Raw genomic sequence first — 26,278 nt, forward strand, 5'->3', positions numbered from 1 at the left:
CGGGGCGCGGATCGGGGCGGGGAGGTGCCGCCCGGTCAGGGGGTCGGCCGGGCCTCCGTGGGGGCGATCAGGTCGTCGGCGGTGTTGCCGCGTTCGACCTGGGCGGGGAAGGACTCGACGGCCCGGCGCCGGGCCAGCTGGGCGGCCGTCGCGGCCGCTGCCGCGGCAGCCGCGGCGGCTCCGGCGGCGGCCTCCTCGCGCTCGCACCGGTGGGTGCCGGGCGCTGCGGTGGCCTGTGCGGCCGAGGGGTGACCGGCTGTGGCGTGTGCGCCCGCCGGAAACCCGTTGGCCGGATGCCCGTTGGTCGGGTGTCCGTTGGCCTGGTGCCCGTTGGCCTGGTGTCCGTTCGTCGGGTGGCTGTTGGCGAGGTGGCCGTTCGCCTGGTGTCCGCCCGCCGGATACCCGTTCGCCGCATGGCCGACGGCGTGCTGCCCGGCAGCGTGCGCCCCTCCGGCGTGCGTCGCGCCCGCGCGCGCCCCCGCCGCGCGTCGTCGGCGCCCGAGTTCCGCCCGTTCGGCGTGTTCCTCGGCCGCCTGTCTAGCGGCCAGGTAGGCCTGGACGGCGGCCATGCCGTAGACCGGCTGGATGAGCTGGTGGCCCTTGAAGAAGGGTCTGGCCGGGGCGAACCCGGCGGCGACCACGAGGTCGCGGATCTCTGCTATCTCGGCCTCGCTCCGGGCGGTGAAGCGGACCTCCCAGCCCTTCTTGTACGTATGGCCCTTCTCGCCGCTGCGGCGGGCCGGATCCGGGCGGCGGACGTACCCGGGCAGACGGCCGAGGCGGAGCTGGGCCGCGCGGAGGCCGGCGGTCTCGTCACGTGACATGACGTAAGCCTAGGCAATCCCGGAAGCGCGTTTGACGCCCCGGGGGTCCCTCGCCGTATGCCCTTGATCACTCTGGGTCAGACGACCAGGTCGGCGATCGTTTCCGATCAAACCCGATAGCCATATGAACGTCATTTACTCCAAATGAGTGAGGGTATGAGGACTTTAGTGCAGGCTGATCCCGGTTTCGCGACGGTTGAGTAACAGTGCGTCAGGCAGTGGCACGGGGGGCGTGGCGGTTGGGGATGGTGGGCGCATGAACGAACGTAGTGAGCGATTCGTCGAGGGGCGCGCATGAGCTACCGGATCCCCTCGCCGCCGCCGTCCCTGGAGGAGCTGGCGAAGCGTCAGCAGAACGTCGTCACCGCGAGCCAGCTGCGCGCCCGGGGCGTGCCGGCCCGGGTCATCACCGAGCACTGCCGCCACGGCGGCCCCTGGCAGCGGCTGCTGCCCAGGGTCTACCTGCTCCAGTCCGGCGAGCCCACCCCGGAGCAGCGGATGTGGGCCGCGCTGCTGTACGCGGCGCAGAACGGCCGGGAGGAGGGCCGCCGGGAGGGTGCGGTGATCACCGGGGCGGCCGCGCTGGCGCTGTACGGCTTCGCCGCCGTGCCCCGGCTGCCCGCGGTGACCGGGGTGGACGTCCTGGTGCCCCGCCAGCGTCGGCTCAAGGACGCCGGCGAGGTGCGGATCCGGCGCACCGAACGGGAGTTGGTGGCCCGCTCGGTGCACGGGCTGGCCTGCGCACCGGTGGCCCGGGCGGTCGCCGACGCGCTGGCCGAGTGGACGGCGGACGGGCTCCCGGTGGACGCCCCGGTGCCGGTGCGCGAGGTGCTCCGGGAGGCCGTCGCCCGCCCGGAGAACCGCTGCACGGTACGGGAGTTGGCCGCCGAGCTGGTCGAGTCGGGGCTGACCGGGGAGCCCCGGGTGCGGGCTGCGCTGGACGAACTCCTGGCCGCCGAGCGGGAGTTCGTGCTGGAGCGGGTCGACCGGCTGGTGGACGAGTGGCTGCTGCCCGCCCCGCTGGTCGCCCCGGAGCTGCGGATGCGCGGCGGCACCTACATCGGTGTCCCGGACCTCTACTGGCCGGAGCAGGGCGTCGCGGTGGAGGTGGACTCGGACCTGCGCTGCGTCAGCGAGGGCGAGGCCGCCTGGGTGCGCGGCGGCCAGCACCGGATGGAGTACCTGGGGATCCGGGTGGTGTACGTCTCCGGCGCCCGGCTGGCCGCGGACCCGGAGGCGGTCGGCGGCGAGCTGCGCGAGGCCTACCGGGCGGGCGGGACGGACGTGGTGGAGCTGATGGTGGTCTGAGCACCGACTGCACCGACTGCACCGACTGCACCGACCGCACCGACCGCACCGCTCGTGCGCGGGCCGGGTCCAGCGGGCCGGGCCCAGCAGGTCCGGCTCAGCAGGTCCGGCTCAGGCCGGCCGGACCACCGGCGCGCCGACCAGCTCGACCCCGGCCGCCCGCAGTTCCTCCAGCGCGGCGGCGGTGGTCTCCGGCGCCACCCCGGCGGTGAGGTCGAGAAGCACCCGGGTGGTGAAGCCGGCCCGGGCGGCGTCCAGGGCGGTGGCCCGGACGCAGTGGTCGGTGGCGATGCCGACCACGTCGATCTCGTCGACCTGCCGTTCGCGCAGCCACTCCACCGGGCCGCGGTTGTTCTCGTCCAGCCCCTCGAAGCCGCTGTAGGCCGCCGAGTAGGCGCCCTTGTCGAAGACCGCCTCGACCGCGCCGGAGATCACCGAGGGGGCGAAGTTGGGGTGGAAGCCCACGCCTTCGGTCCCGGCCACGCAGTGCACCGGCCAGCTGGAGACGTAGTCCGGCTCGGCGGAGAAGTGCCCGCCCGGGTCGATGTGGTGGTCCCGGGTGGCGAGGATGTGCTGGTAGCCGGCGGGGGACTCGGCGATCAGGTCGGTGATGGCGGCGGCCACCTCGGCGCCGCCCGGGACGGCCAGGCTGCCGCCCTCGCAGAAGTCGTTCTGCACGTCGACGACGATCAGTGCCCGGTGCATGGCTCGCATCCTCGGATGTGGGGGGCGGGTGCGCCCCGGTGGCGGGTCCCTCGCGAACGCCGGACGGCTGGGGAGGAACTCCAGGGGAACTCTACGGCTGACTCTAGGGAGTGGCGCGCGGCGGCGGAAGGCTTGGGGCCCGTCTTCGGGCCCGGCGGCCCACCGCCGGTCCGCGCGGCCGTCCGCGACGCTCCGCAGGAGTCGGCAGGTCTGTCGGCAGGTCGGCCAACCGGTCGTCTGCCGGCCAGCCGGCCAGCCGGCCGACCGGACCGCCGGTCAGTCGATCCAGCCGGCCAACCGGACCGCCGGTCAGTCGATCAGCTCGGTGGGGATGACCGGGTCCCCCTTGGAGAGCTGGGTGGCCGACAGCGGCAGCGCGGCCCGGGCCCGGACGTGGCGGTCGCGGGCGGCGGTCAGCGGTTCGCGGCCGACGGTCTCGCCGGCCAGGACCAGCGGCACCTGGACGAGGTGGGGCCGCAGGTCCTCGGGGATCGGCCCGGTGCCGACCACCTCGGCCTCGGCGACGCCCTCGGCGTCGGGTCGGCGGGCGGCCCACTTGCGGCCGCCGACGCTGGTCTTGCCGCCGGCCGCGCGCTTGGCGACCGGGACGAGCGGGCCGTCCGGGGTCTCGGCGCGGGCGACCAGCTTGTAGACCATGGCGCAGGTCGGGTGGCCGCTGCCGGTGACCAGGCTGGTGCCGACGCCGTAGCCGTCCACCGGGGCGGCGGCGAGGGCGGCGATGGCGTACTCGTCCAGGTCCGAGGTGACGATGATCCGGGTCTTCTCGGCGCCGAGTTCGTCGAGCTGACGGCGGACCCGGTGGGCGGCCAGGATGAGGTCGCCGGAGTCGATCCGGACGGCGCCGAGTTCGGGCCCGGCCACCTCGACGGCGGTGCGGACGGCCTCGTGCAGGTCGAAGGTGTCGATCAGCAGGGTGGTGCCCCGGCCCATCGACTCGATCTGGGCCCGGAAGGCGTCCCGTTCGCTGTCGTGCACCAGGGTGAAGGCGTGCGCGGAGGTGCCGGTGGTGGGGATGCCGTACCGGTAGCCGGCCTCCAGGTCGGAGGTGGCGGCGAAGCCGGCCACGTAGGCGGCCCGGGCGGCGGCGACGGCGGCCTGCTCGTGGGCCCGGCGGGCGCCCAGTTCGATCACCGGCCGGCCGCCGGCCGCGGCGGTCATCCGGGAGGCGGCGGCCGCGACGGCGGAGTCGAAGTTGAGGGTCGAGAGGATCACCGTCTCCAGGATCACCGTCTCGGCGAAGCTGCCCTCGACGGTGAGCACGGGGGAGCCGGGGAAGTAGACCTCGCCCTCGGGGTAGCCGTGGATGTCGCCGCGGAAGCGGTAGTCGGCCAGGAACCGCAGGGTGTCCTCGTCCACCACGCCCTGCTCGGACAGCCAGTCCAGCTGGGCGGTGTCGAAGCGGAAGTTCTCGACGGCGTCCAGCACCCGGCCGGTGCCGGCCATCACGCCGTAGCGGCGGCCGCTGGGGAGGCGTCGGGTGAACGCCTCGAAGACGGAGCGGCGGTGCGCGGCCCCGCTGCGCAGGGCGGCCTGCAGCATGGTGAGCTCGTAGCGGTCGGTGAGCAGCGCGGTCGAACCGGCCGCGCGCACTGATGTGGCGTCCATGAGGATGATGCTACTACCACTTAGCGTCAGAGTGACGATTTCTCTGGATGCGACCCGGGGCGGAATCGCCCGGGTGTCCCCCGGATGGCAGCATGGGGCGTGAGAAGTCACGGACGAGTGTGCAACGAGGAGGCCTGCCGGTGAGTGTCGCGCCCGTGGAGATCGAGCGCCCGGAGGTCGAAGGACAGCCGGTGACGGAGCCGGACACGCCCTGGGTGACCATCGTGCACAACGACCCGGTCAACCTCATGAGCTACGTCCAGTACGTCTTCCAGGCCTACTTCGGCTACCCGAAGGACAAGGCCCGGAAGCTGATGATGGACGTGCACAGCAAGGGTCGGGCGGTGGTCTCCAGCGGCTCCCGCGAGGAGATGGAGCGGGACGTCCAGGCGATGCACGGCTACGGCCTGTGGGCGACGCTGCAGCACGACTGACCCCCCTCCGGCGCACGACCGACCGGGCGACCGACTGACCGCCCGCCTCCCCGGCGGTGCGGGCGAAGACGACGAAGACGGGCTGACCGATACAGATGGCTGGGTTGTTCGAGAGCACCGGCGATGGTGGCGCGGCGATCGCGCTGGACGAGGTGGAGGCCTCCATCCTGCGCTCGCTGGAAGTGCAGATGCTGGAGCTGATCGGCCCCGGCCCGGGCGGGGAGAGCGACGACCCGCTGGCGGCGCTGTTCGCCGAGGGGCCGAGCGAGGCGCCCGCGGACCCGGCGCTGGCCCGGCTGTTCCCGGACGCCTACGGCGACCCGGCCGCGCCGGCTGACACCGAGGCGCAGGCCGCCTCGGCCGAGTTCCGCCGCTACACCGAGCTCGACCTGCGGGCCCGCAAGCGGGACGACGCGCTCCAGGTGGTCCGGTCGCTGGACGGCCTGGGCGGCGGCGGGGTGCTCAAGCTGCCGGCCCCCGACTGCCTGCGCTGGCTGGGCGCGCTCAACGACCTGCGGCTGACCCTCGGGGCGCGGCTGGAGATCACCGAGGAGGACGAGCAGGGCCTCTACGGGCTGCCGGACGGCGACGAGCGCAAGCCGCTGGTGATGGCCTACCTGTGGCTCGGGGCGCTCCAGGAGTCGCTGCTGGAGGCGATCGCCGACTGACGGTGGAGCGGTTTCCTCCGCTTCGTCCGGCGATCCTGCCCGCTTTCGGGCAAGCCCCGGCCGTTCCGTCCAGCATGCGGACGATCGGCCGGGGCATTTTCGCATAAATCGGGCAAAACCTAGCAGGACATGCTCAAATATCGCTCAGATGAACACCGGTATCCGGATCGGGCGTGGTACGACTTCTCCCCACAAGCGAGACCCACCAGGACGGTGACCATGGCCGAGCAGACCTACGACCAGGTGGTCGACGGGAAACCGGACGAAGAGGGCTACGAGCGGGGGCTCGGCAGCCGCCAGATCCAGATGATCGCGATCGGCGGCGCGATCGGCACCGGCCTCTTCCTCGGCGCCGGCACCGCGATCTCCAAGTCCGGGCCGAGCCTGATCCTCTCCTACGCGGTCGCCGGCCTGGTGATCTTCGCGATCATGCGCGCCCTCGGCGAACTCCTCACCTACCGCCCGGTCTCCGGCAGCTTCGCCGAGTACGCCCGGGAGTTCCTCGGCCCCTTCGCCGGCTACGTCACCGGCTGGACGTACTGGCTGTTCTGGGTCGTCACCGGCATGGCCGAGACCACCGCGGCCGCCGTGTACGTCAAGTTCTGGGCGCCCGGCATCCCGCAGTGGGCCAGCGCGTTGACCTTCCTGGTCATCCTCTACGCGGCCAACCTGATCTCGGTGAAGCTGTTCGGCGAGATCGAGTTCTGGTTCTCCATGGTCAAGGTCACCGCCATCATCGGCATGATCCTGATCGGCATCGGCGTGCTCACCCTCGGGTTCAGCAAGGCCGGTGACACCGCGTCGATCACCCACCTGTGGCAGGACGGCGGCTTCTTCCCCAAGGGCATCGGCGCCACCGTGATGACCCTGCAGATCGTCATGTTCGCCTACCTGGGCGTCGAACTCGTCGGCGTCACCGCGGGCGAGAGCGAGAACCCCGAGAAGACCCTGCCGCGCGCCATCAACACCCTGCCCTGGCGCATCGCGCTGTTCTACATCGGCGCCCTGGTGGTCATCCTCTCGCTGGTGCCGTGGCGGGAGTTCCAGCCCGGCGTCAGCCCGTTCGTCGCCGCCTTCGGCAAGATCGGCATCCCGGCCGCGGCCGGCATCATCAACTTCGTGGTGCTCACCGCGGCGCTCTCCTCCTGCAACTCCGGGATGTACTCCACCGGCCGGATGCTGCGCGACCTCGCCCTGCGCGGCCAGGCCCCCGGGCAGCTCACCAAGCTCAACAGCCGCCGCACCCCGGCCTTCGCGATCACCATCTCCTGTGTGCTGATGGGCGCCGGCGTGGTCCTCAACTACCTCGTCCCGGCACGGGCGTTCGAGTACATCACCTCGGTCGCCACGGTCTGCGGGCTGTGGACCTGGGCGATGATCCTGATCTCCCAGATCCGCTACCGCAAGGCGTGGCAGGCCGGCCACCTGCCGCCGCCCACCTTCAAGGCCCCCGGCGGCGCCTGGGTCAGCTGGGCCGCCCTCGCCTTCCTGGCCATGGTCGTGGTGCTGATCGCCCTGGACGCCGACAACCGGATCTCGCTGTACGTCTTCCCCGGCTGGGCGCTGGTGCTGGTGATCGGCTACCAGGTGCTCAAGCGCCGCAACCCGGAGTCCGTCCACGGCACCGCCCACGACCACCTGCACGCCCGCAACGGCGGCTGACACCCCCGGCGCGGCCGGGCGTCCGCGGGCCCGCGACCGGGTGGCGGACACCCGGCGACCGGGCCTCGGACGCCCCGGCGGACATCCGGTAGGGCGTGGCATCCTGGCCGACATGCTGACCATCACCCGAGAGATCCGCGACCGGATCGTGGCCCACGCCCGCGCCGACCACCCGGACGAGGCCTGCGGCGTGGTCGCCGGCCCGGCCGGCAGCGGCCGGCCCGAGCGGTTCGTCCCGATGCTCAACGCGGCCCGCTCGCCCACCTTCTACGAGTTCGACTCGGGCGACCTGCTCAAGCTCTACCGCGAGATGGACGACCTGGACGAGGAGCCGGTGATCGTCTACCACTCGCACACCGCCACCGAGGCCTACCCCTCCCGCACCGACGTGAGCTACGCCTCCGAGCCGTTCGCCCACTACGTCCTCGTCTCCACCGCCGAGGGAGCCGCCGAGGACGACCCCTACGAGTTCCGCTCGTTCCGCATCGTGGACGGCGAGATCACGGAGGAAGACGTCCAGGTCGTCGAGGCCCACCCGGCCTGACCGGCACCCACCCGGACCCGGCCCGCCGACCCGCCCCGAGCGGTCGGCGGGCCCCCGGCGTCCCGGAGGAATCTCAGCATCGGAAACGAAAGCATCCGGATCGCGGGACGGGCATGTCGGAGCGGGCCCGGGAATCTATACGATGAGCCCATGCGTTCCGTCGATGTGAGCAACCAGGCCCCGGGCACCCGCCTCGTGGCGCGCCTGCACATCGACCTGTGCCGGCACGCCGGCGCGATCTGTCCCGGCACGCCCGCGCGCTCGCGCTGAGAGCCGCCCCGCCCCACCCGGGCCCCGCCGCCTCCCCGGCGGCGTCGAGCCCCGGGCACCCTCCGCCCCGCCGCGCCCGTTGCGGCCCACCCACCCCACACGACTCGCACAGGAGCGCACCCATGGCCATCGAGGTCCGCATCCCGACCATCCTCCGCACCTACACCGACGGCGCCAAGGCCGTCGAGGGCAACGGCAGCAACCTCGCGGAACTCTTCACCGACCTCGACGCCCGCCACCCGGGCATCGCCGCCCGCCTGGTCGACGGCGGCGAGCTGCGCCGCTTCGTCAACGTCTACCTGAACGACGAGGACGTCCGGTTCCTGGAGGGCATCTCCACCGCCCTCGCCGACGGCGACAGCGTCACCATCCTGCCCGCCGTGGCCGGCGGCGCCCGCTGACCTCCCGGTTCCCCCGGCACCGTCCCCGCCCGTGGCGCAACGGGGCCGGCGCCGGGGTCGGGGGAACCGCCCCTCTTCACCCTCACCGCCGTGGCCGGAGGCCTCCCTTGCGATACGACAGTCCGCTCGAAGCCGTCGGCAACACCCCCCTGGTCCGCCTGCCCCGGCTGTCCGCCGCCGTCCCCGGCAACGACGACGGCCTGGTGACCCTCTGGGCCAAGCTGGAGGACCGCAACCCCACCGGCTCCATCAAGGACCGCCCGGCGCTGCACATGATCGAGCGCGCCGAGGCCGACGGCCGGCTCACCCCCGGCTGCACGATCCTGGAGCCCACCAGCGGCAACACCGGCATCTCGCTCGCCATGGCCGCCAAGCTCAAGGGCTACCGGATGGTCTGCGTGATGCCCGAGAACACCAGCGAGGAACGGCGCGAACTGCTCCGGATGTGGGGCGCCGAGATCATCCCCTCCCCGGCCGCCGGCGGCTCCAACACCGCCGTCCGGATCGCCAAGGAGATCGCCGCCGAGCACCCCGACTGGGTCATGCTCTACCAGTACGGCAACCCCGACAACGCGGGCGCCCACTACGCCACCACCGGCCCCGAGATCCTCGCCGACCTCCCCACCGTCACCCACTTCGTGGCCGGCCTCGGCACCACCGGCACCCTGATGGGCGTCGGCCGCTACCTGCGCGAGAAGGTCCCCGGCGTACGGATCGTCGCCGCCGAACCGCGCTACGACGACCTGGTGTACGGGCTGCGCAACCTCGACGAGGGCTTCGTCCCCGAGCTGTACGACGCCGAGGTGCTCACCACCCGCTTCTCGGTCGGCTCCGCCGACGCCGTCCGCCGCACCCGCGAACTCCTCCAGCAGGAGGGCATCTTCGCGGGCGTGTCCACCGGCGCCATCCTGCACGCCGCGATCGGCGTCGGCCGCAAGGCGGCGGCCGCCGGGGAGCGCGCGGACGTCGTGTTCGTGGTCGCGGACGGCGGCTGGAAGTACCTCTCCACCGGCATCTACACCGCCGAGTCCACCGAGGCGGCGGTCGAGGCCTTGCAGGGCCAGCTCTGGGCCTGATGCCCTAGCGTCCCTGGTTCGACACCGCCCGCTGGGCCCGGGACCAGACCTGGCGGTCCACGGTGCCGGCCCGGCGGCGGAAGGCCGACAGCGGCACCTCGCGCAGCTCGTCGGTCTCCAGCCAGCTGGCCCGGCCCTGCCGGTCGCCCACCGAACCGGGCGGCAGCGGTAGCACGCCCGGGCGCTCGGCGTGGTGCTTGCTGGTGATCTTCGCGACGGTGGCGGTCCGGCCGTGCACTCGCAGCACCAGGCAGGGGCGGTCCTTGGCGCCCGGGCCGTCCTCGAACGGCACCTCGGCCCACCAGATCTCCTGCGGCTCCGGCCCGGCCCCGGTGCGCGGGCGCGGCCGCGGGCGGGTCGGGGCGGCCGGGCGGGACGCGGGGCGGGTGCGCCTGACCAGCGCCGCCGCGACGGCGGCCAGCACGGCGACGCCCGCCAGCAGGAGAACGATCCAGATGCCAGTCATGCCGCGAACCGTACCGGGCCGCCGGTGGACGCCACCACCGTGGCGGCCGTGACAGTTGAGCATTTGTCCGTACGTTGCTCCCGGTTCGTCACGGATCCGCCACGACGCCCGTTCTGCGGCCTGCGTCCCGGTGCCGTCCGGAAAGGCTGCCCCACGAACGTCCGCCCCCGTCCCCCCGGAGGTGCCTTCGTGAACAGCGACGCACTGTGGTCGTACGCCGAGATCGCCCGGCACATCAACGTCCAGCCCGAGACCGTCCGCAACTACCGGCGGCACGGACTGCTGCCCGACCCCGACGTGATCGACGGCAGCGGACACCCCCGCTGGTACCCCGCGACCATCCGCACCTGGGCCCGCAACCGCCCCCGGCACCGCTGATCCGGCGCCGCGGCCCCCGCCCCGGCGGTCTGGGTGATTCCAGCCACAGCCCGGCACGGGGACGGGGGCAAAGTGCTGCTCCGCCCTTACCCTCGACACACCAACGCAGTGCTACCGGCCGGTCCACCGGCCCGGCCTGCCGTTTTCCATGCTTGTTTTCCATGCTGTTTCCATGTCGTACGCCAACAGCAGCCAGGACGTGTCGGGGCGGAGGGGCTCGGATGAAACTGACCGTGGTGGGGTGCTCGGGGAGCTTCCCGTCCGCCGACTCGCCGTGCTCCAGCTACCTGGTCGAGGCCGACGGCTACCGCGTGGTGCTGGACCTCGGCAACGGCGCGCTCGGCGCGCTGCAGAAGTACACCGGCCTCTACGAGGTCGACGCCGTCCTGCTCAGCCACCTGCACGCGGACCACTGCGTCGACCTGTGCGCCTACTGGGTCGCCCGCAACTACCGTGCCGAGGGCTGCCCCGACCTGCTCCCGGTGTACGGTCCGGCCGGCACCGCCGAGCGGCTCGCCCGGGCGTACGACATGCCGGAGAACCCCGGGATGAAGGAGGTGTTCGAGTTCCGCACGCTCACTCCGGGCAGCTTCGGGCTCGGCCCGTTCCGGGTCTCCGTCGCGCAGGTCAACCACCCGGTGGACGCCTTCGCCTTCCGGCTGGAGCACGACGGCCGCGCGCTGGTCTACTCCGGTGACACCGGTGAGAGCCCCGAGCTGGTCGAACTCGCCCGGGACGCCGACCTGTTCCTCTGCGAGGCCGCCTACCTGGACGGCCGCGACACCTACCGGGCCGTCCACCTCAACGGCCGGGAGGCCGGTGAGCACGCGGCCGCCGCCGGGGCGCACCGGCTCGTGCTCACCCACATCCCGCCGTGGACCGACGCCGAGCGCAACCGCCGCGACGCCGCCGCCGCGTACGCCGGCCCGGTGGAGCTGGCCCGGGCCGGCGCGGTGTACGAGATCTGATCCCTGCTCCGGACCCGATCCGCTGTTCCTGGTCCGGGCCCCTGCTCTGGATCTGATCTTCGAAGACGGACCCTAGCGTCGGCCGGGTACCGGCAGGCCGAGGTGGTCGCGCAGGGTCGGGCCGGTGTAGTCGGTGCGGAACACCCCGCGTTCCTGGAGCAGCGGGACGACCCGGTCGACGAACTCGTCCAGGCCGCCCGGGGTGAGGTGCGGGACGAGGATGTAGCCGTCGGCCGCGTCGTTCTGCACGAAGTGGTCGATCTGCCCGGCGACGGTGGCGGGGGAGCCGATGAAGGACTGCCGGCCGGTCACCTCGATGACCAGTTCACGGCTGGTCAGGTTCTTCTCCGCGGCCAGCGCCCGCCAGCGTGCGGCGGTGCCCACCGGGTCCGGGATCCGGACCCGGCCCTGGACCAGCGCGCTGTCCGGGTCGGGGTCGACGTCCGGCAGCGGCCCGTCCGGGTCGTGGTCGGACAGGTCGACGCCCCAGACCTGCTCCAGGTAGTTGATCGTGGTCTGCGGCCCGACCTGGGCCCGGCGGACCTCGGCGGCGCGCTCGGCCGCGTCGGCGTCGGTGTCGCCGAGGACGAAGGTGGCCGCGGGCAGGATCTTCAACTCGTCCGGCTTGCGCCCGTAGGCGGCCAGTCGCCGTTTGACGTCCCGGTGGAAGGCCTGGCCGTCGGCGAGGGTGGAGTGGCGGCTGAAGATGACGTCGGCGGCGGACGCGGCGAACTCGCGGCCCTCGTCGGAGTCCCCGGCCTGGATGACCACCGGGTGGCCCTGCGGCGGGCGGGGCAGGGAGAGTCGGCCCTCGACCTCGAACTGCGGCCCGGAGTGCCGCACCCCGGCGGCCCCGGCGTCCCAGAACTCCCGTGCCAGTTCGACGGATTCGGCGGCCCGGGTGTAGCGGTCGGCCCGGTCCAGGTAGCCGCTGCGGCGGAAGTTCTCTCCGGTGAAGGCGTCCGAGGAGGTGACCACGTTCCAGGCCGCCCGGCCGCCGGAGAGGTGGTCCAGGGAGGCGAAACGGCGGGCGAGTTCGTACGGCTCGTTGAAGGTGGCGTTCACGGTGGCGGCCAGGCCGATCCGTTCGGTGACGGCGGCCAGGGCGTTCAGCACGGTGATCGACTCGGGGCGGCCGACCACGTCCAGGTCGTGGATGCGGCCGTTGGTCTCGCGCAGCCGCAGGCCCTCGGCGAGGAAGAAGAAGTCGAACTTGCCGCGTTCGGCGGTCTGCGCGAGGTGGCGGAAGGAGTCGAACTCGATGTGGCTGCCGGAGGCCGGGTCGCTCCACACCGTGGTGTTGTTGACGCCGGGGAAGTGGGCGGCGAGGTGGATCTGCTTGAGCGGACGGTCCGTCATCGGGTCACCTCGGCGAGGGCGGGGGAGTCGGTGGTGGGGACGCTCGCCGCGACCGCGGCGGCGTAGCGGTTGGCCGGGCGGGGCAGGCCGAGGTGGTCGCGCAGGGTGCGGCCGGAGTGGCCGGCGCGCAGCAGCCCGGTGGCGCGCAGGGCCGGGGCGGTCCGCTCGGCGAGGGCGGCCAGGTCGCGCGCGGGCTCGGCGGGGACGAGGTGGAAGCCGTCCACGCCGGTGCCGGTGGAGCTGAGTTCGGCGAGCAGCCGCTGCTCGGCGGCCCGGTCGGGCAGGGCGGCGTCGAGCCGGGCGAGGATGCGCAGCTGTTCGCCGGAGCGCAGCCGCAGTTCGGTGGCGGCGGTCAGCCGGGCGGCCCGGTCGGGGGCGTCCAGGACGACGACGTCGGCGTACCGGATCGCGGTGGCGACCCGGGCCCGCCCGCCGGGGGTGGCGTCCGGGACGAGGTCGGCGGCGGACACCGGCACCACGACCACCGGGCGGCCCTGCGGCGGGCGCGGGGTGATGGAGGGGCCGCGGACCGAGAAGTGGCGGCCCTCGAAGTCGATGTAGTGCAGCTTGTCGCGGTCGACGAACCGGCCGGTGGCGGTGTCGCGGATCTCCGCGTCGTCCTCCCAGCTGTCCCAGAGCCGGGCGGCGACCTCGGCGGCGTCGGCCGCCTCGGCCCACAGTTCGTCCTCGGGGGCGACCGGGCGGCGGCCGAAGGCCCTGGTCTCGGCCTCGGTGCCGGAGACGCCGACCAGCCAGCCGGCCCGGCCCGCGCTCACCCAGTCCAGGGTGTTGAGCGAGATGGAGGTGTGGAAGGGCTCGGTGTGGGTGGTGGTGACGGTCGGGACCAGGCCGATCCGCGAGGTCAGCGGGGCGATCCGGGCGAGGGTGGCGAGCGCGTCGGGGCGGCGCGGCTCGGGGGCGAAGGAGTCGTCGAGGGTGACGAAGTCCAGGCCGGCGCGCTCGGCGAGGAGGGCGAGGCCGGCGTAGTGGGCGGCGTCGAAGTGGCCGGGACTGTCGATGGCGGCGGAGAGGTGCAACTGGCGGGGCATGGCGAGCCTGGCTTTCCTCGTGCGGAGGTGCGCGGAGGTGCGCGGCCGTGCGTGGACAGCGGCCCCGTACGGGTGCGGGGGTGCGGTCGCGCGCGGCGCGGTTGCGCGGTGACGGCCCGTGGGCAGGCGGAGGCCCGCGACGGGCGGGGGAGGAGGGCGGCCGGCGCCGGGCGGGGACTCAGCCGGGCGGCGGCGGGGCGAAGGATCGGCTCAGCCGCGACACGCCGCCGACCACACGCGACCGAAGTCGATGTGGCTGCGGGTCACCAGCGGGCACGAGGCGTTCACCGGTTCAGTTGACCAGGGCCTCCGGCGGTTCGTCAACCGCCGTTTCCGCACGGTGGAACCTCCCGGGAACGCCGAAGGCCCCGCCCGGCCGCCGGGGGAGCGGCGGTGGGGCGGGGCCTTCGGAACGGGCGGGACCGGCGTCAGGCCTTGGTCACGTCCTCGATCTCGCTGTCGTCCTCGCGACCGGGGGTCTTGAGGTTGAACTTGGTGATCGCGAAGCGGAACAGGAAGTAGTACAGGGCGGCGAAGACCAGGCCGATCGGGATGATCATCCAGGGCTTGGTGGCCAGGTTCCAGTTGAGCAGGTAGTCGATCAGGCCGGCCGAGAAGCCGAAGCCGTCGTGCACGCCCAGGCCCCAGGTGACGGCCATCGAGAGGCCGGTGAGCAGGGCGTGGATCAGGTAGAGCACCGGGGCGATGAACATGAACGAGAACTCGATCGGCTCGGTGACACCGGTCACGAAGCTGGTCAGCGCGACGGAGATCATCATGCCCATGACGGCCTTGCGGCGCTCGGGGCGGGCGGTGTGGGCGATCGCCAGCGCGGCGGCCGGGAGGCCGAACATCATGATCGGGAAGAAGCCGGACATGAACTGGCCGGCGGTCGGGTCGCCGTGGAAGAAGCGCGGGATGTCGCCGGTCCAGGTGTGGCCGGAGGCGTCGGTGAAGCTGCCGACCTGCTGCTGGAAGAAGGTGTTGAGGAACTGGTGCATGCCGACCGGGATCAGACCGCGGTTGGCGACACCGTAGATGCCGGCACCGCCGGCGCCGAGGCCGGTCAGCCAGTCGCTGGCGTGGGTCAGGCCGGTGCCGATCGGGCCCCAGGCCAGACCCATGACGACGCCGAGCAGGGTGCCGACGAAGGCCATGATGATCGGCACGAGGCGGCGGCCGTTGAAGAAGCCGAGCCAGTCGATGAGCTTCTTGCGGTGGTACTTCTGCCAGATCACGGCACTCAGCAGACCGACGATGATGCCGCCGAGGACACCCGGGTCCTGCGGCTTCCCGGCGGGCAGCGCCGCGGTGATGGTGCCGTCGATCGGGAAGACCGTCAGCACGTTCTTGAAGACCAGGTAGCCGACCAGGGCCGCCAGCGCGGTGGAACCGTCGGCCTTCTTGGCGAAGCCGATCGCGACACCGACGCAGAACAGCAGGGCGAGGTTCTTGAAGACGGCGTCACCGGCGGTGGCGAAGACCTCGGCGACCTTCCCCCAGCCGAGCCCGTCCTTGCCGAAGACATCGGGCTGGCCGAGTCGGACCAGGATGCCCGCGGCCGGGAGGACGGCGACCGGCAGCTGGAGGCTGCGGCCGATCTTCTGCAGACCCTGGAGGAGGTTCTGACCGAACTGCTTGGCGGGGCTGGGCGAGGCCGGAGCCGTGGCGGGCGCCGGTGCCTGCGCAGACTGACTCATGGGGGTGGGTTCCTAACGGCATGGCGGGTCGGTCGGGGGGAAGGTACGGGGGCCGAACCGCGAACTGGTCTACACCACACGTGGTGTAGACCAGTTTTGTAGCACGGGTGGAGAACTCGGGGAAGCCCGGATAGCGGGGTTGTCGAGAAGCGCTATGAAATCGAAACCTGGATCCGGAGCGTTGATCATGATTTCAGTCGCGATTGTGATTTTGGCTATTTGCGCAACAAAAAGCGCCGGGCCCTTGCGGCGCCCGGGTCGTGGCGGGTCCGGCGGCCACCGTCGGGGCCGGGTCCGGGCGATCCGGCCGCTCCCGGGCGTGCGCGACGGCTGCCGAGAGTGACCGGAGGGTCGCGGACGTGCCCGGTGGGGCGCCCTCCGACGGCGGTCGGCGCCCGTCCCGACCGCCGCCGGCACCCGTTCTGACCGCTGTCGGCACCCGTCCCGACGGCCGTCCGGCCGGCCGGATCGCGACCGAATTACCCATTCGGTGACTCCCGGGTAGGGAATTCCGTCCTTCGGTGAAATGCCGAAGGCCCCCGGACCGGTGGGTCCGAGGGCCTTTGCCGGAGGTTCTCCGGGAATTCGTTCCGTACGGTCGGGGAATCAGGCCTTGGTGACGTCCTCGACCTCGTCCTCGTCCTCGCGCCCCGGTGTTTTCAGATCGAATCTGACGATGATGAACCGGAAGAGCGCGTAGTACACCGCGGCGAAGCAGAGCCCGATGACGATGATCAGCCACGGTTTGGTGGCGAGCCCCCAGTTGATCACGTAGTCGATCAGGCCGGCCGAGAAGCTGAAGCCGTCGTGCACCCCCAGTCCCCAGGTGACCGCCATCGAGGCGCCGGTCAGCAGCGCGTGCAGGCCGTACAGGGCCGGGGCGATGTAGGCGAAGGAGTACTCGATCGGCTCGGTGACGCCGGTGACGAAGGAGGTCAGGCCGACCGAGAGCATCAGGCCGTAGATCTCCTTGCGGCGGTGCGGCTTGGCCGAGTGCGCGATCGCGAGTGCCGCGGCGGGCAGCGCGAACATCATGATCGGGAAGAATCCGGACTGGAACTGCCCCGCCGTCGGGTCCCCCGCGAGGAAACGCGGGATGTCGCCGTGCACGATGCTGCCGTCGGCCTTCGTGAACTCGCCGAACTGGAACCAGACGAAGGTGTTCAGCAGCTGGTGCATACCGATCAGCAGCAGCGCGCGGTTGAACAGGCCGAAGATGCCCGCGCCGCCCGCGCCGAGATCGGCGAGGTTCTGCGAGAAGTCGTTGAGGCCGCGGCCGATCGGGGGCCAGACCCACAGGGCGATGCAGGCGGTGGCCAGGCCGACCACGGCGGTGATCATCGGAACGAGGCGGCGGCCGTTGAAGAAGCCCAGCCAGTCGACCAGTCTGACGCGGTGGAACCGGACCCACAGCCAGGCCGACATCAGGCCGATCAGGATGCCGCCCAGCACCCCCGGGTTCTGGTACGTCGCGGCCGCCACCTTGGCCGAGCCGTAGTCGACGCACTGGGCGGTCCACGCGTCGGGGATCTGGACCGTCCCGGCCTTGCAGTGCTCCGGGAACGCGTGCAGCACCTTGTAGTAGACGAGGAAGCCGACCACGGCCGCCAGCGCCGTCGAACCGTCCGCCTTCTTGGCCATGCCGATCGCCACGCCGATGCAGAACAGCAGCGGCAGGCCGAGCGAGGAGTCGAGCAGTGCGCCGCCGGCCGCCGCGAAGACCTTGGCGACGTTGTTCCAGCCCAGGCCGTCCTTGCCGAACACGTCCGGCTGGCCGAGCCGGTTGAGGATGCCCGCCGCGGGCAGCACCGCGACCGGGAGCTGGAGGGAGCGGCCCATCTTCTGGAGGCCGCCGTAGAAGGTGTGCCACCACAGGTTCTGCGGGGCCGTGGCGCCTGCCGAACTCATCCTTCGCCCTCCGAGCGCGGTTGCCGACCGGTGGGCCCCTGCGGGACCCTCGGGCGGGGGTCAGGAACACCCGGGGTCCTTCCTGCGTTCATCGGAGTACACATATATTGGTGTAGACCACTTTGGGACGCAGGCCGGACGCCGGGACGCGAGCCCCGCTGATCGTCATCCTCGGGTGGCGGCCCGGAGCCTGCGCGCCGGAATGGGCCAAAAGTGGACTAACGTGGCAGACCGGACCTGCTCGGGTCATGCTGGTCGCGCTGCCCGGCAGCGCGACCCCAGCTGAACCCGCGTCAGCCACCGGCACGGACCTCACCACCCGACGGTCGAGGACCGAACCCCAGCACAGCGCAGGACGGCACCCGGCAGAGCCGCCGAAGGCCGAGACAGAGGGAGAAACCACATGGCCAGCAAGGCTGAGAAGATCGTCGCCGGTCTCGGCGGCATCGACAACATCGAAGAGGTCGAAGGCTGCATCACCCGCCTGCGCACCGAGGTCAAGGACGCCTCCCTCGTCGACGAGGCCGCCCTCAAGGCCGCCGGCGCCCACGGCGTCGTCAAGATGGGCACCGCGATCCAGGTCGTCATCGGCACCGACGCCGACCCGATCGCCGCCGACATCGAGGACATGATGTGAGCTGAGCCACCCGGGCTCGCGCACCACCGCTCCACCACCCACGGCCCGCCGACCCGCTCAGGGGACGGCGGGCCGAGGCACATCCGGAACCGGCGATCGGAACGGCTACGCTCAGTGGCTATGTCACGTATCGACGGCCGCACCCCCGACCAGCTCCGCCCCATCACCATCGAACGGGGCTGGAGCAAGCACGCCGAAGGCTCCGTCCTCGTCTCCTACGGCGACACCAAGGTGCTGTGCACCGCCAGCGTCACCGAAGGCGTCCCGCGCTGGCGCAAGGGCAGCGGCGAAGGCTGGGTCACCGCCGAGTACTCCATGCTCCCGCGCGCCACCAACACCCGCGGCGACCGCGAATCCGTCAAGGGCCGCATCGGCGGCCGCACCCACGAGATCAGCCGGCTCATCGGCCGCTCGCTGCGCGCCGTCATCGACCACCGCGCCCTCGCCGAGAACACCATCGTCCTCGACTGCGACGTCCTCCAGGCCGACGGCGGCACCCGCACCGCCGCCATCACCGGCGCCTACGTCGCCCTCGTCGACGCCGTCTCCTGGGCCCGCGACCGCAAGCTCCTGCGCGCCAAGGGACAGCCCATCACCGGCGGCGTCAGCGCCGTCAGCGTCGGCATCATCGACGGCGTCCCCATGCTCGACCTCCAGTACGAGGAGGACGTCCGCGCCGAGACCGACATGAACATCGTCTGCACCTCCGACGGCCGCTTCGTCGAGGTCCAGGGCACCGCCGAAGGCGCCCCCTTCGACCGCGCCCTGCTCGACCGGCTGCTCGACCTCGGCACCCTCGGCTGCGCCGAACTCGACCAGATCCAGCGCAAGGCCCTCGAAGGCTGAACCGCCCCCCCGGGGCAGAACCCTTCAGGCTGAACCGGGCCCGGCCCGCTGTACACGCGCGGCCCGCAGCCCGTACGGTTCCCGCAGCACCCCGCTGCGGGAACCGCGCCCCGTCCGCGCGCGTCCTCCCCACGGAACCCGCGCCCCAGGAGGACCGGATGGCCTCGTCGAGCATCGCCCGCCCCGCCGCCCTCGCCGTGGCCGCACTGATCGCGATCCTCCCGCTCAGCATGGTGAGTTGCTCCGCCGCCCAGAAGGCCATCGACTGCGGCAACACCGCCGTCAAGGTCACCGGCGACCTCGCCGACCTCACCAAGGCCTACGACAACTCCAGCAACGACTCCGCCGCCGCCGGCAAGGCGCTCCAGAAGCTCAAGGGCGACCTCGACCAGATCGGCAAGAACTCCAAGAACACCGACGTCGCCAAGGCCGTCACCGACCTCAAGACGCAGGCCGACAAGGTCCAGCAGGCCGTCGACCGGAACCAGGCCCCCGACCTCAAGCCGCTCGGCGACGCGGCCGGTAACCTCACCTCGGTCTGCACCGGCTGACCCTCCGCCGGATCTCGATAGGGTGGGCGATATGTCCACCCGCCTGATCCTCGCCACCCGCAACCAGCACAAGGTCGCCGAGCTGCGCGCCATCCTCGCCGACGCCGGCCTGGACGTCGAACTCGTCGGCGCCGACGCCTACCCCGAGATCCCGGACGTCCCCGAGACCGGCGTCACCTTCGCCGAGAACGCCCTCCTCAAGGCCCACGCCCTCGCCCGCGCCACCGGACTGCCCGCCGTCGCCGACGACTCCGGCCTCTGCGTGGACGTCCTCAACGGCGCGCCCGGCATCTTCTCCGCCCGCTGGGCCGGCAAGCACGGCGACGACCTCGCCAACCTGAACCTGCTGCTCGCCCAGCTCTCCGACATCGCCGAACCCCACCGCGGCGCCCACTTCTTCTGCGCCGCCGCCCTCGCCCTGCCCGACGGCACCGAGCGCGTCGTCGAGGGCCGCCTCCTCGGCACCCTGCGCACCGCCCCGGCGGGCGACGGCGGCTTCGGCTACGACCCGATCCTCCAGCCCCTCGGCGAGACCCGCACCTGCGCGGAACTGACGGCGGACGAGAAGAACGCCATCAGCCACCGCGGGAAGGCCTTCCGCGGCCTCGCCCCGGTGGTCAAGGACCTCATCGGCTGACGGGCCGTCCGCTGAACACCGAAGGCCCGCCCCGGGATGATCCGGGGCGGGCCTTCGATTCTTAGGCTAGTGCGGCCTGAGGGACTCGAACCCTCACGAGATTTCTCCCACGGGCACCTAAAACCCGCGCGGCTGCCGGTTACGCCAAGGCCGCAAGGCTCTCAGTCTAGAGCTTCGGCTCCGGTGGCAACACCGCGATTCGCGGTGGCGCCGCGGGCTCGTGGCGCCGCCGCGGACGGTCGCCGCTGCCGATGGGGTGGCAGTTCGGGCGGGATGGGTGGCGGGTGGTGGGCCGGACTCCCGACCGGGCGGGTTTCGGCCAGGGGTGACCGGTTTGTCGAGGGGTTCCGACCTGTGATGTTTGGTTGTTGATTACCAATTGGTACAGACCTATTGACCTATGTGGTTCAGACCACATAGCTTCTGCGCCAATTGGAATCCCCCACGTGCGTGCTCCCCCACAGGTACGCGCCGACACTCTCTCCTGGAGGACCGAGTGTTGATCCGTAGTACGGCGGAGCGGCGTCCCACCGCTGTGATCCGCCGCAAGAGTGCCCGGGCGGGCGTTGCGTCGTTGGCGGCGGTGTCGCTGGCGGGGCTGTTGATGGCGACGCTGGGTGCGGCGCCCTCGCAGGCGTCGGCGGCCGTCGACAACGCGGCCTGTCGGCCGGACGGGCTGTACCAGACGCCCGGAGTGGACGTCCCGTACTGCTCGGTCTACGACACGAGCGGGCGCGAGAAGATGGGCGCGGACCACCAGCGCCGCATCATCGGGTACTTCACCGGCTGGCGCACCGGCAAGAACGGCGACCAGCCCTACCTGGTGAGCGACGTCCCCTGGGACAAGGTCACCCACCTCAACTACGCCTTCGGGCACGTCGGCGGCGACAACAAGCTGTCGGTCGGCACGGACGGCCCGACCAACGAGGCCACCGGGATCTCCTTCCCGGGGGTGCCGGGGGCGGAGCTGGACCCGACGCTGCCGTACAAGGGCCACTTCAACCTGCTGACGAAGTTCAAGAAGCAGTACCCGAACGTCAAGACCCTGATCTCGGTGGGCGGTTGGACCGAGACCGGCGGCTACTTCGGGGACGACGGCAAGCGGGTGAACTCCGGCGGCTTCTACTCGATGACGGTCAACCCGGACGGCAGCGTCAACCAGGCCGGGATCGACACCTTCGCCGCCTCCTCCGTCGACTTCATCCGCAAGTACGGCTTCAACGGCGTCGACATCGACTACGAGTACCCGACGTCGATGAAGGACGCCGGCAACCCGCTGGACTGGCAGCTCGCCAACGCCAAGCGCGGTTCGCTGGCCAAGGGCTACGCGGCGCTGATGAAGTCCCTGAGGGAGAACCTGGACAGGGCGGGTGCCGCCGACGGCAAGCACTACCTGCTGTCGGTCGCGGCGCCGTCCTCCGGGTACCTGCTGCGCGGCATGGAGACCTTCCAGGTCGCCCAGTACCTGGACTACGTCAACATCATGTCGTACGACCTGCACGGCGCCTGGAACAAGTACGTCGGCCCGAACGCCTCGCTCTACGACGACGGCAAGGACGGCGAGTTGGCCGCCGCCAACGTGTACGGCACCGGCCAGTACGGCGGCATCGGCTACCTGAACGCCGACTGGTCGTACCACTACTTCCGCGGCGCGATGCCGGCCGGCCGGATCAACGTCGGCCTGCCGTACTACACCCGCGGCTTCAAGAACGTCCAGGGCGGCACCAACGGCCTCTGGGGCACCGCCTCCGCGACCAGTTGCCCGGCCGGTTCGGGCCTGACCTCCTGCGGTGACGGCGCGGTCGGCATCGACAACATCTGGAACGACAAGGACGACGCGGGCAAGGAGTCCCCGGCCGGGTCGAACCCGATGTGGCACGCGAAGAACCTGGAGAAGGGCATCCTGCCCGACTACCTGGCCAAGTACGGCGTGACCGACACCGCCCTCCAGGGCAGCTACACCCGCAACTACAGCTCCTCGCTGGTGGCGCCGTGGCTGTGGAACGACACCAAGAAGGTGTTCCTGTCCACCGAGGACGAGCAGTCGGTGGGCGCCAAGGCGGACTACATCGTCAACCAGGGCGCCGGCGGCACGATGATCTGGGAGCTCGCGGGCGACTACCGCTGGGACGCCACCGCCAACGGCGGCAAGGGCGAGTACGTGCCCGGTTCGACGCTGACCTCGCTGATGTACGACAAGTTCAAGGCGGCGAGCCCGTACGGTGCGCTCCGCTCGACGGTGGCGCTGCCGCAGCAGACCCTGCCGATCGACGTGTCGTTCACCAACTTCGCGCTGGGCGACTCCAACTACCCGATCAACCCGAAGCTGCACATCGTCAACAACTCGACGGTGACCCTGCCGGGCGGCACCGAGTTCCAGTTCGACTACAGCAACTCGGCGCCGGGCAACGCCAAGGACCAGTCCGGCTTCGGGCTCCAGGTGATCAGGCAGGACAACCCGGGCCCGGGCAACGTCGGCGGGTTGAAGGGCACCTACAACCGGGTGTCGGTCAAGCTGCCGGGCTGGCAGTCGCTGGCGCCGGGCGCCTCGGTGGACATCGACTTCGTCTACTACCTGCCGGTGTCCACGCCGTCGAACTGGACGGTCAACGTGGGCGGCACGCTGTACGGGATCAAGGGCGACCTGACCCGGGGCGCGGTGGACGGCGGCACGCCGACCCCGACCCCGACGCCGACCGGGACGGCCACGCCGACTCCGACGCCGACCCCGACCGGGACCCCGACGGGCACGCCCACCGGTACGCCGACCCCGACCGCGACCCCGACCTCCGGCGCCTGCACGGCCGCCCCGGGCTGGGACGTGGGCACCACCTACGCGACGCCGACCAAGGTGTCCTGGAAGGGCCACTACTACCAGAACAAGTGGTGGACCAAGGGCGACGACCCCTCCGCCAGTGGCGCCTGGGGCGTCTGGAACGACCTCGGGGCCTGCTGAGCCCGACGGCTCACGGCTGACGGTTGACGGCAGTCACCCGAGGTGAGGAACGGCGGTGGCGGCACACCCGGTCGGGGGGTGGGCCGCCACCGCTTCGTTCTCGTGCGGGAGGCTCAGGCCTCGACCTTGAGGTCGCGCAGCAGCTTGGCGACGTGGCCGGTGGCCTTGACGTTGTAGAGGGCGCGCTCGACCTTGCCCTGCTCGTCCACGACGATCGTGGAGCGGATCACGCCCTGGTAGGTACGGCCGTAGTTCTGCTTCTCGCCGTAGGCGGCGTAGGCCTCCAGGACCTTGTTGTCCGGGTCGGAGAGCAGGGTGACCTTGAGGTCCTCCTTCTCGCGGAACTGTCCGAGCTTCTCCGGCTGGTCCGGGGAGATGCCGATGACGTCGTAGCCGGCGCCCGAGAGGACCGCCAGGTTGTCGGTGAAGTCGCAGGCCTGCTTGGTGCAGCCGGGGGTGAGCGCCTTCGGGTAGAAGTAGACGATGACCTTGCGGCCCAGGTGGTCGGCGAGCGAGACCTGGTTGCCGTCGGCGTCGGACAGGCTGAATGCGGGTGCGGTGTCGCCGGGCTGGAGACGCTCAGTCACGGTCGTACTCTCCTGGAGGCTGGGACGGACGGTCGTACCACGGCAAACTTACCTCCGTTGGTGGGTGGGGCCGCGCGCCCGTGCGTGGCAGCTGACAAACTGGGTTGGTCGCAGAGGACGACAGGACTACATCGGCAAGTGAATGGGGTGGCCCGAGTGGGCGACGCGAGCACGCAGGACAAGCCGGCGCGGACGGCTGCGCAGATCGAGGCGGACATCGAGCGCACCCGTGACCGGCTGGCGTCGAACCTGGACGAGCTGGCCGTGCGGATCCACCCGAGCACCATCTCCGCGCAGGTCAAGGCGAAGGCGATGGCCACCGTCGAGGAGAAGACGGCCCGGGCGTACGTGGCCGCGAACGGCCTGGTGGAGAAGGTCAAGGCGCAGTTCGTGGACGAGAAGGGGCAGCCGCGCAAGGAGCGGATCGTCCCGGTCGCGCTGGTCGGCCTCGGCCTGGTGGTGCTGCTGTCCTCCTCGCGCAAGCGCCGCGAGGACTGAGCAGGGGGCCGGGCACCGGATCGGGCAGGACGTCCGGAGGGGCCGGGACGCCGATGGGCGGCCCGGCCCTTCCGCATGCCGGGCCAGCGTCACGCGCCGCGCCCGGGGGCGGTACCTTCGGGACCGTGAGTACGAACGACGAACCGACCCCTTCCGACCACGGGCACGACGAGGTGCGGCACGACCGGCTGGGCGAGAAGCTGCCGATCCGGATGCTGCACGACCGCGTGCTGGTGCGCATCGAGGGCAGCGAGGGCGAGCGCCGCTCGACCGGCGGCATCCTGATCCCGGCGACCGCGGAGCTGTCCAAGCGCTGCACCTGGGCGGAGGCGGTGGCGGTGGGTCAGAGCGTGCGCGCGGTGGAGCCCGGTGACCGCGTGCTGTACGACCCGGAGGACAAGCTGGAGGTGGAGGTCCGCGGCGCGACGTACGTGCTGCTGCGCGAGCGGGACCTGCACGCGGTGGCGGCGACCCGCTTCGGGGACACCGAGGGCTCGACCGGGCTGTACCTCTGATCGTGGAGCGTCTGCGGTACTTCTTCGAGGCGGGTGTGGTCGGCACGGCGCTGTGGCCGGACGACGTGGACAGCCCGTACGGCTACCCGGCCGAGCTGGACCGGCTGCCGATCGGTGCCGCGCTGGCTGCGGAGCTGGACGGGCTGTCGGAGTGGTTCCAGTCCTCGGTCGACTGGGACTACCCGCCCGGCCCGTCGCCGTGGGGGCGGGACGAGAAGGAGCGTTTCAACGTCCGGGCCCGGGCCGCGCTGGAGGCGCTGCGGGCGGAACTCGGCCCGGGCTGGACGGTCGTGGACCGGTTCCGGCCGCTCGACTGAGCAGCACTCACCGCGGTGGTCCCGGCGCCGAGCCTGGTCTCTTCGAGGAGCAGCCGTCAGCCAAGCAGCTCCCACCGCCCACTTGAGGCGGAGTGGCGATGGGAACGCAGAAGAGCGGCCACGGGGCTGGGTGACCGCTCTTCTGTGCGAGCTTCGCTCACCGGCCGTCATCGGACCTCAGTGGATGGGGGTGTCACATCCGCTGCTCTCGGGGCATCCGATGCGGAGGTTGTCCAAGGTGAAGCTCAAGAGGACGGGTTTGTCCTGGTCCACTGCCTTCAAATCACATTGCTTGTCGCTTCTGGAGGCATACCAGATGCCGTCCGCGACGAGCGAGATGAACCAGTAGCAGTGTCCGGTCCCTAAACCCGTGACGTATCGTGCCGTGAATACACTCCTGCGAATCTCCTCCTTGGCCATGCCTTCGATTTTCCAGAACTGCTTGTAGGAATCCTCGTCGAATCTGTACCCGACAAAGACGTCCACCATTTTGCCCGTGTCATTCCTGACATCCACGGGACAGGAGCGCTCCGTCGCGGGAGGGATTGCCTCGCGGGAGGATTCCCGTTCGGAACTCATGGGCCTCTCCGGATCGACTACTGGTTCGGCGGCCCGCGGTCACACCTTCTGGATGCAGGCGGTCAGGAAGTCATCCGGGCCGACGGTGTCGCCACCCGACCACGTTCCGTCGTCGTTGTAGGTGACCACGGTGGGCTTGTCTCCCGGTGCTCCCACGGCGAGACACCCGTCCGTCGACGCCTCGGTGAAGATCGTTCCGACCTTCTGCTCGCCGGTGAGGAAGAGGAGCACGATCTGCTCGATCGGCTTGAAGTAGCGGTAGGAGCGCTCGATGGCGTCGAAGCCGCAGATCGGCACGATGTCCGCACCGCTGCTGGTGCCGTTGGCCTGCGACAGGCCGATCGTGAAGCGCCGGCCGATGTCGTTGTGGATCTCCATCTTCGTCTTGTCCTTGCAGTCGCCGGGCACCAACTTCTGGCTTTGCCCGACCGCCTCGATGGTGAGCTTCTTCCCGACGCCGAGTGGACCGTTGTCCTTGCCGGTCACCTCGATTCCCTCTCCGAAGGACTGGGTGCTGTAGTAGCCCCGGTAGTTCACGGTCCACAGAATCGGGTTGTCGGGCCCGAAGTCCGGCTTGCTGATCCACAGGGCAGCCCCGGAGTCCTTCTCGGTCACCGCCGAGGTCGTTCCGACCGCTTTGAAGATCGCCAGGGTGTAGCCGGCCGTCGCCAGCTCCTCCTGCTTGTTTCCGCTCATCTTGAGCTGAACGCCATAGGTGTCCAATTTTGCTCCCTTTCTGTGCGATCTTGAAGCCGACCTCAAGACCGTTCGTGGCCAAATCTATTGACCACGAGAAGGCCGCATGCGGA

29 protein-coding genes and 1 tRNA gene are annotated in these 26,278 nt (G+C 71.2%); 18 read left to right on the forward strand and 12 right to left on the reverse strand.

Features of this window, described 5'->3' with window-relative positions; translation table 11 throughout:
- Positions 1-35 precede the first annotated feature (35 nt).
- Entirely contained in the window at positions 36-824 is a 789-nt protein-coding gene (locus tag ACFC1T_RS03730; protein WP_375883071.1) for a hypothetical protein, read from the reverse strand.
- Between the two features lie 294 nt (positions 825-1,118).
- Between ACFC1T_RS03730 and ACFC1T_RS03735 the strand changes: the two genes are divergently transcribed.
- Positions 1,119-2,132 (forward strand): hypothetical protein, encoded by a 1,014-nt coding sequence (locus ACFC1T_RS03735; protein ID WP_375883072.1) that lies wholly within the window; start codon positions 1,119-1,121, stop codon positions 2,130-2,132.
- A 111-nt stretch (positions 2,133-2,243) separates the two neighbouring features.
- On the opposite strand, the gene ACFC1T_RS03740 is transcribed toward ACFC1T_RS03735, so the two are convergent.
- Both ACFC1T_RS03740 and ACFC1T_RS03745 read right to left on the reverse strand, forming a co-directional pair.
- Positions 2,244-2,837, reverse strand: coding sequence for an isochorismatase family protein (locus ACFC1T_RS03740; protein ID WP_375883075.1), 594 nt, complete (start codon positions 2,835-2,837; stop codon positions 2,244-2,246).
- Between the two features lie 309 nt (positions 2,838-3,146).
- A complete protein-coding gene (locus ACFC1T_RS03745; RefSeq protein WP_375883077.1) occupies positions 3,147-4,463 on the reverse strand; it encodes a nicotinate phosphoribosyltransferase in 1,317 nt (438 codons plus the stop codon).
- A gap of 140 nt (positions 4,464-4,603) precedes the next feature.
- Here ACFC1T_RS03745 and clpS point away from each other — a divergent pair, with 140 nt between their 5' ends.
- The 7 genes from clpS to ACFC1T_RS03780 all read left to right on the forward strand — a co-directional run bounded on the left by clpS (position 4,604) and on the right by ACFC1T_RS03780 (position 9,518).
- Positions 4,604-4,897 carry an ATP-dependent Clp protease adapter ClpS gene (gene clpS / locus ACFC1T_RS03750; protein WP_375883078.1) on the forward strand — a complete coding sequence of 98 codons (294 nt, stop codon included), beginning with the start codon at positions 4,604-4,606 and terminating at the stop codon, positions 4,895-4,897.
- Between the two features lie 95 nt (positions 4,898-4,992).
- A complete protein-coding gene (locus ACFC1T_RS03755) occupies positions 4,993-5,565 on the forward strand; it encodes a DUF2017 domain-containing protein (protein ID WP_375883081.1) in 573 nt (190 codons plus the stop codon).
- A gap of 219 nt (positions 5,566-5,784) precedes the next feature.
- A complete protein-coding gene (locus tag ACFC1T_RS03760; RefSeq protein WP_375883083.1) occupies positions 5,785-7,227 on the forward strand; it encodes an amino acid permease in 1,443 nt (480 codons plus the stop codon).
- A 112-nt stretch (positions 7,228-7,339) separates the two neighbouring features.
- The gene (locus ACFC1T_RS03765; protein WP_375883086.1) at positions 7,340-7,771 is read left to right on the forward strand and encodes a Mov34/MPN/PAD-1 family protein; all 432 of its coding nucleotides are present in this window, start codon (positions 7,340-7,342) and stop codon (positions 7,769-7,771) included.
- A 150-nt stretch (positions 7,772-7,921) separates the two neighbouring features.
- Positions 7,922-8,041 carry a putative leader peptide gene (locus tag ACFC1T_RS03770; protein WP_317621128.1) on the forward strand — a complete coding sequence of 40 codons (120 nt, stop codon included), beginning with the start codon at positions 7,922-7,924 and terminating at the stop codon, positions 8,039-8,041.
- A gap of 122 nt (positions 8,042-8,163) precedes the next feature.
- A complete protein-coding gene (locus ACFC1T_RS03775; protein WP_097237732.1) occupies positions 8,164-8,442 on the forward strand; it encodes a MoaD/ThiS family protein in 279 nt (92 codons plus the stop codon).
- 107 nt (positions 8,443-8,549) lie between these two features.
- Positions 8,550-9,518, forward strand: coding sequence for a PLP-dependent cysteine synthase family protein (locus ACFC1T_RS03780; protein WP_375883090.1), 969 nt, complete (start codon positions 8,550-8,552; stop codon positions 9,516-9,518).
- A 4-nt stretch (positions 9,519-9,522) separates the two neighbouring features.
- Here ACFC1T_RS03780 and ACFC1T_RS03785 read toward each other — a convergent pair whose 3' ends face one another.
- A complete protein-coding gene (locus tag ACFC1T_RS03785; RefSeq protein WP_375883093.1) occupies positions 9,523-9,984 on the reverse strand; it encodes a type II toxin-antitoxin system PemK/MazF family toxin in 462 nt (153 codons plus the stop codon).
- A gap of 189 nt (positions 9,985-10,173) precedes the next feature.
- Between ACFC1T_RS03785 and ACFC1T_RS03790 the strand changes: the two genes are divergently transcribed.
- Together ACFC1T_RS03790 and ACFC1T_RS03795 are read left to right on the forward strand one after the other, a co-directional pair.
- Positions 10,174-10,362: a MerR family transcriptional regulator gene (locus ACFC1T_RS03790; protein ID WP_375883096.1), complete on the forward strand. Its 189-nt coding sequence runs from the start codon at positions 10,174-10,176 to the stop codon at positions 10,360-10,362.
- 221 nt (positions 10,363-10,583) lie between these two features.
- Positions 10,584-11,330, forward strand: coding sequence for an MBL fold metallo-hydrolase (locus tag ACFC1T_RS03795; protein ID WP_375883099.1), 747 nt, complete (start codon positions 10,584-10,586; stop codon positions 11,328-11,330).
- Between the two features lie 72 nt (positions 11,331-11,402).
- On the opposite strand, the gene ACFC1T_RS03800 is transcribed toward ACFC1T_RS03795, so the two are convergent.
- The 4 genes from ACFC1T_RS03800 to ACFC1T_RS03815 form a co-directional block, all read right to left on the reverse strand.
- Positions 11,403-12,689, reverse strand: coding sequence for an LLM class flavin-dependent oxidoreductase (locus tag ACFC1T_RS03800; protein WP_375883101.1), 1,287 nt, complete (start codon positions 12,687-12,689; stop codon positions 11,403-11,405).
- Positions 12,686-13,738, reverse strand: coding sequence for an LLM class flavin-dependent oxidoreductase (locus tag ACFC1T_RS03805; protein ID WP_375883104.1), 1,053 nt, complete (start codon positions 13,736-13,738; stop codon positions 12,686-12,688). Before ACFC1T_RS03805 ends, ACFC1T_RS03800 begins: the two co-directional genes overlap by 4 nt.
- 428 nt (positions 13,739-14,166) lie before the next feature.
- A complete protein-coding gene (locus ACFC1T_RS03810) occupies positions 14,167-15,438 on the reverse strand; it encodes a PTS transporter subunit EIIC (protein ID WP_375883106.1) in 1,272 nt (423 codons plus the stop codon).
- 606 nt (positions 15,439-16,044) lie between these two features.
- The gene (locus ACFC1T_RS03815) at positions 16,045-17,346 is read right to left on the reverse strand and encodes a PTS transporter subunit EIIC (RefSeq protein WP_375883108.1); all 1,302 of its coding nucleotides are present in this window, start codon (positions 17,344-17,346) and stop codon (positions 16,045-16,047) included.
- Positions 17,347-17,749: 403 nt separating this feature from the next.
- Between ACFC1T_RS03815 and ACFC1T_RS03820 the strand changes: the two genes are divergently transcribed.
- The 4 genes from ACFC1T_RS03820 to rdgB all read left to right on the forward strand — a co-directional run bounded on the left by ACFC1T_RS03820 (position 17,750) and on the right by rdgB (position 20,017).
- On the forward strand, positions 17,750-17,983 hold the full coding sequence (locus ACFC1T_RS03820) for a glucose PTS transporter subunit EIIB (RefSeq protein WP_030060521.1): 234 nt from the start codon (positions 17,750-17,752) through the stop codon (positions 17,981-17,983).
- A gap of 120 nt (positions 17,984-18,103) precedes the next feature.
- On the forward strand, positions 18,104-18,829 hold the full coding sequence (gene rph, locus ACFC1T_RS03825) for a ribonuclease PH (protein WP_375883110.1): 726 nt from the start codon (positions 18,104-18,106) through the stop codon (positions 18,827-18,829).
- Between the two features lie 158 nt (positions 18,830-18,987).
- The gene (locus ACFC1T_RS03830) at positions 18,988-19,380 is read left to right on the forward strand and encodes a hypothetical protein (protein ID WP_375883113.1); all 393 of its coding nucleotides are present in this window, start codon (positions 18,988-18,990) and stop codon (positions 19,378-19,380) included.
- 31 nt (positions 19,381-19,411) lie between these two features.
- Entirely contained in the window at positions 19,412-20,017 is a 606-nt protein-coding gene (gene rdgB, locus ACFC1T_RS03835) for an RdgB/HAM1 family non-canonical purine NTP pyrophosphatase (RefSeq protein ID WP_375883116.1), read from the forward strand.
- Positions 20,018-20,087: 70 nt separating this feature from the next.
- Here rdgB and ACFC1T_RS03840 read toward each other — a convergent pair.
- A tRNA-Leu gene (locus ACFC1T_RS03840) sits at positions 20,088-20,171 on the reverse strand.
- 450 nt (positions 20,172-20,621) lie between these two features.
- Between ACFC1T_RS03840 and ACFC1T_RS03845 the strand changes: the two genes are divergently transcribed.
- On the forward strand, positions 20,622-22,973 hold the full coding sequence (locus ACFC1T_RS03845) for a chitinase C-terminal domain-containing protein (RefSeq protein WP_375883459.1): 2,352 nt from the start codon (positions 20,622-20,624) through the stop codon (positions 22,971-22,973).
- A gap of 113 nt (positions 22,974-23,086) precedes the next feature.
- Here ACFC1T_RS03845 and bcp read toward each other — a convergent pair whose 3' ends face one another.
- The gene (gene bcp, locus ACFC1T_RS03850) at positions 23,087-23,560 is read right to left on the reverse strand and encodes a thioredoxin-dependent thiol peroxidase (RefSeq protein ID WP_375883119.1); all 474 of its coding nucleotides are present in this window, start codon (positions 23,558-23,560) and stop codon (positions 23,087-23,089) included.
- Between the two features lie 156 nt (positions 23,561-23,716).
- On the opposite strand from bcp, the gene ACFC1T_RS03855 reads away from it, so the two are divergent.
- From ACFC1T_RS03855 to ACFC1T_RS03865, 3 genes are all read left to right on the forward strand, one after another.
- Positions 23,717-24,058, forward strand: coding sequence for a DUF3618 domain-containing protein (locus ACFC1T_RS03855; protein WP_375883121.1), 342 nt, complete (start codon positions 23,717-23,719; stop codon positions 24,056-24,058).
- A gap of 212 nt (positions 24,059-24,270) precedes the next feature.
- Positions 24,271-24,573 (forward strand): GroES family chaperonin, encoded by a 303-nt coding sequence (locus ACFC1T_RS03860; protein WP_375883460.1) that lies wholly within the window; start codon positions 24,271-24,273, stop codon positions 24,571-24,573.
- A gap of 2 nt (positions 24,574-24,575) precedes the next feature.
- A complete protein-coding gene (locus ACFC1T_RS03865; protein ID WP_375883123.1) occupies positions 24,576-24,890 on the forward strand; it encodes a hypothetical protein in 315 nt (104 codons plus the stop codon).
- A gap of 177 nt (positions 24,891-25,067) precedes the next feature.
- Here ACFC1T_RS03865 and ACFC1T_RS03870 read toward each other — a convergent pair whose 3' ends face one another.
- Positions 25,068-25,469, reverse strand: coding sequence for a hypothetical protein (locus tag ACFC1T_RS03870; RefSeq protein ID WP_375883125.1), 402 nt, complete (start codon positions 25,467-25,469; stop codon positions 25,068-25,070).
- A 39-nt stretch (positions 25,470-25,508) separates the two neighbouring features.
- Positions 25,509-26,192, reverse strand: a complete 684-nt coding sequence (locus tag ACFC1T_RS03875) for a hypothetical protein (protein ID WP_375883128.1) — start codon at positions 26,190-26,192, stop codon at positions 25,509-25,511.
- Positions 26,193-26,278: the final 86 nt, after the last annotated feature.

Origin of the sequence: Kitasatospora sp. NPDC056076, assembly GCF_042266305.1 — a bacterium.
Taxonomy (GTDB): domain Bacteria; phylum Actinomycetota; class Actinomycetes; order Streptomycetales; family Streptomycetaceae; genus Kitasatospora.

Coding starts and splice junctions, on each gene's coding strand:
- rph (WP_375883110.1), top strand. CDS start 18,104: ATGTCACGTATCGACGGCCGCACCCCCGACCAGCTCCGCCCCATCACC.
- ACFC1T_RS03755 (WP_375883081.1), top strand. CDS start 4,993: ATGGCTGGGTTGTTCGAGAGCACCGGCGATGGTGGCGCGGCGATCGCG.
- ACFC1T_RS03745 (WP_375883077.1), bottom strand. CDS start 4,463: ATGGACGCCACATCAGTGCGCGCGGCCGGTTCGACCGCGCTGCTCACC.
- ACFC1T_RS03815 (WP_375883108.1), bottom strand. CDS start 17,346: ATGAGTTCGGCAGGCGCCACGGCCCCGCAGAACCTGTGGTGGCACACC.
- ACFC1T_RS03810 (WP_375883106.1), bottom strand. CDS start 15,438: ATGAGTCAGTCTGCGCAGGCACCGGCGCCCGCCACGGCTCCGGCCTCG.
- ACFC1T_RS03770 (WP_317621128.1), top strand. CDS start 7,922: ATGCGTTCCGTCGATGTGAGCAACCAGGCCCCGGGCACCCGCCTCGTG.
- ACFC1T_RS03775 (WP_097237732.1), top strand. CDS start 8,164: ATGGCCATCGAGGTCCGCATCCCGACCATCCTCCGCACCTACACCGAC.
- ACFC1T_RS03785 (WP_375883093.1), bottom strand. CDS start 9,984: ATGACTGGCATCTGGATCGTTCTCCTGCTGGCGGGCGTCGCCGTGCTG.
- ACFC1T_RS03730 (WP_375883071.1), bottom strand. CDS start 824: ATGTCACGTGACGAGACCGCCGGCCTCCGCGCGGCCCAGCTCCGCCTC.
- ACFC1T_RS03860 (WP_375883460.1), top strand. CDS start 24,271: ATGCTGCACGACCGCGTGCTGGTGCGCATCGAGGGCAGCGAGGGCGAG.
- ACFC1T_RS03820 (WP_030060521.1), top strand. CDS start 17,750: ATGGCCAGCAAGGCTGAGAAGATCGTCGCCGGTCTCGGCGGCATCGAC.
- ACFC1T_RS03760 (WP_375883083.1), top strand. CDS start 5,785: ATGGCCGAGCAGACCTACGACCAGGTGGTCGACGGGAAACCGGACGAA.
- ACFC1T_RS03870 (WP_375883125.1), bottom strand. CDS start 25,469: ATGAGTTCCGAACGGGAATCCTCCCGCGAGGCAATCCCTCCCGCGACG.
- ACFC1T_RS03805 (WP_375883104.1), bottom strand. CDS start 13,738: ATGCCCCGCCAGTTGCACCTCTCCGCCGCCATCGACAGTCCCGGCCAC.
- ACFC1T_RS03845 (WP_375883459.1), top strand. CDS start 20,622: ATGGCGACGCTGGGTGCGGCGCCCTCGCAGGCGTCGGCGGCCGTCGAC.
- ACFC1T_RS03830 (WP_375883113.1), top strand. CDS start 18,988: ATGGCCTCGTCGAGCATCGCCCGCCCCGCCGCCCTCGCCGTGGCCGCA.
- ACFC1T_RS03765 (WP_375883086.1), top strand. CDS start 7,340: ATGCTGACCATCACCCGAGAGATCCGCGACCGGATCGTGGCCCACGCC.
- ACFC1T_RS03740 (WP_375883075.1), bottom strand. CDS start 2,837: ATGCACCGGGCACTGATCGTCGTCGACGTGCAGAACGACTTCTGCGAG.
- ACFC1T_RS03795 (WP_375883099.1), top strand. CDS start 10,584: ATGAAACTGACCGTGGTGGGGTGCTCGGGGAGCTTCCCGTCCGCCGAC.
- rdgB (WP_375883116.1), top strand. CDS start 19,412: ATGTCCACCCGCCTGATCCTCGCCACCCGCAACCAGCACAAGGTCGCC.
- ACFC1T_RS03800 (WP_375883101.1), bottom strand. CDS start 12,689: ATGACGGACCGTCCGCTCAAGCAGATCCACCTCGCCGCCCACTTCCCC.
- ACFC1T_RS03735 (WP_375883072.1), top strand. CDS start 1,119: ATGAGCTACCGGATCCCCTCGCCGCCGCCGTCCCTGGAGGAGCTGGCG.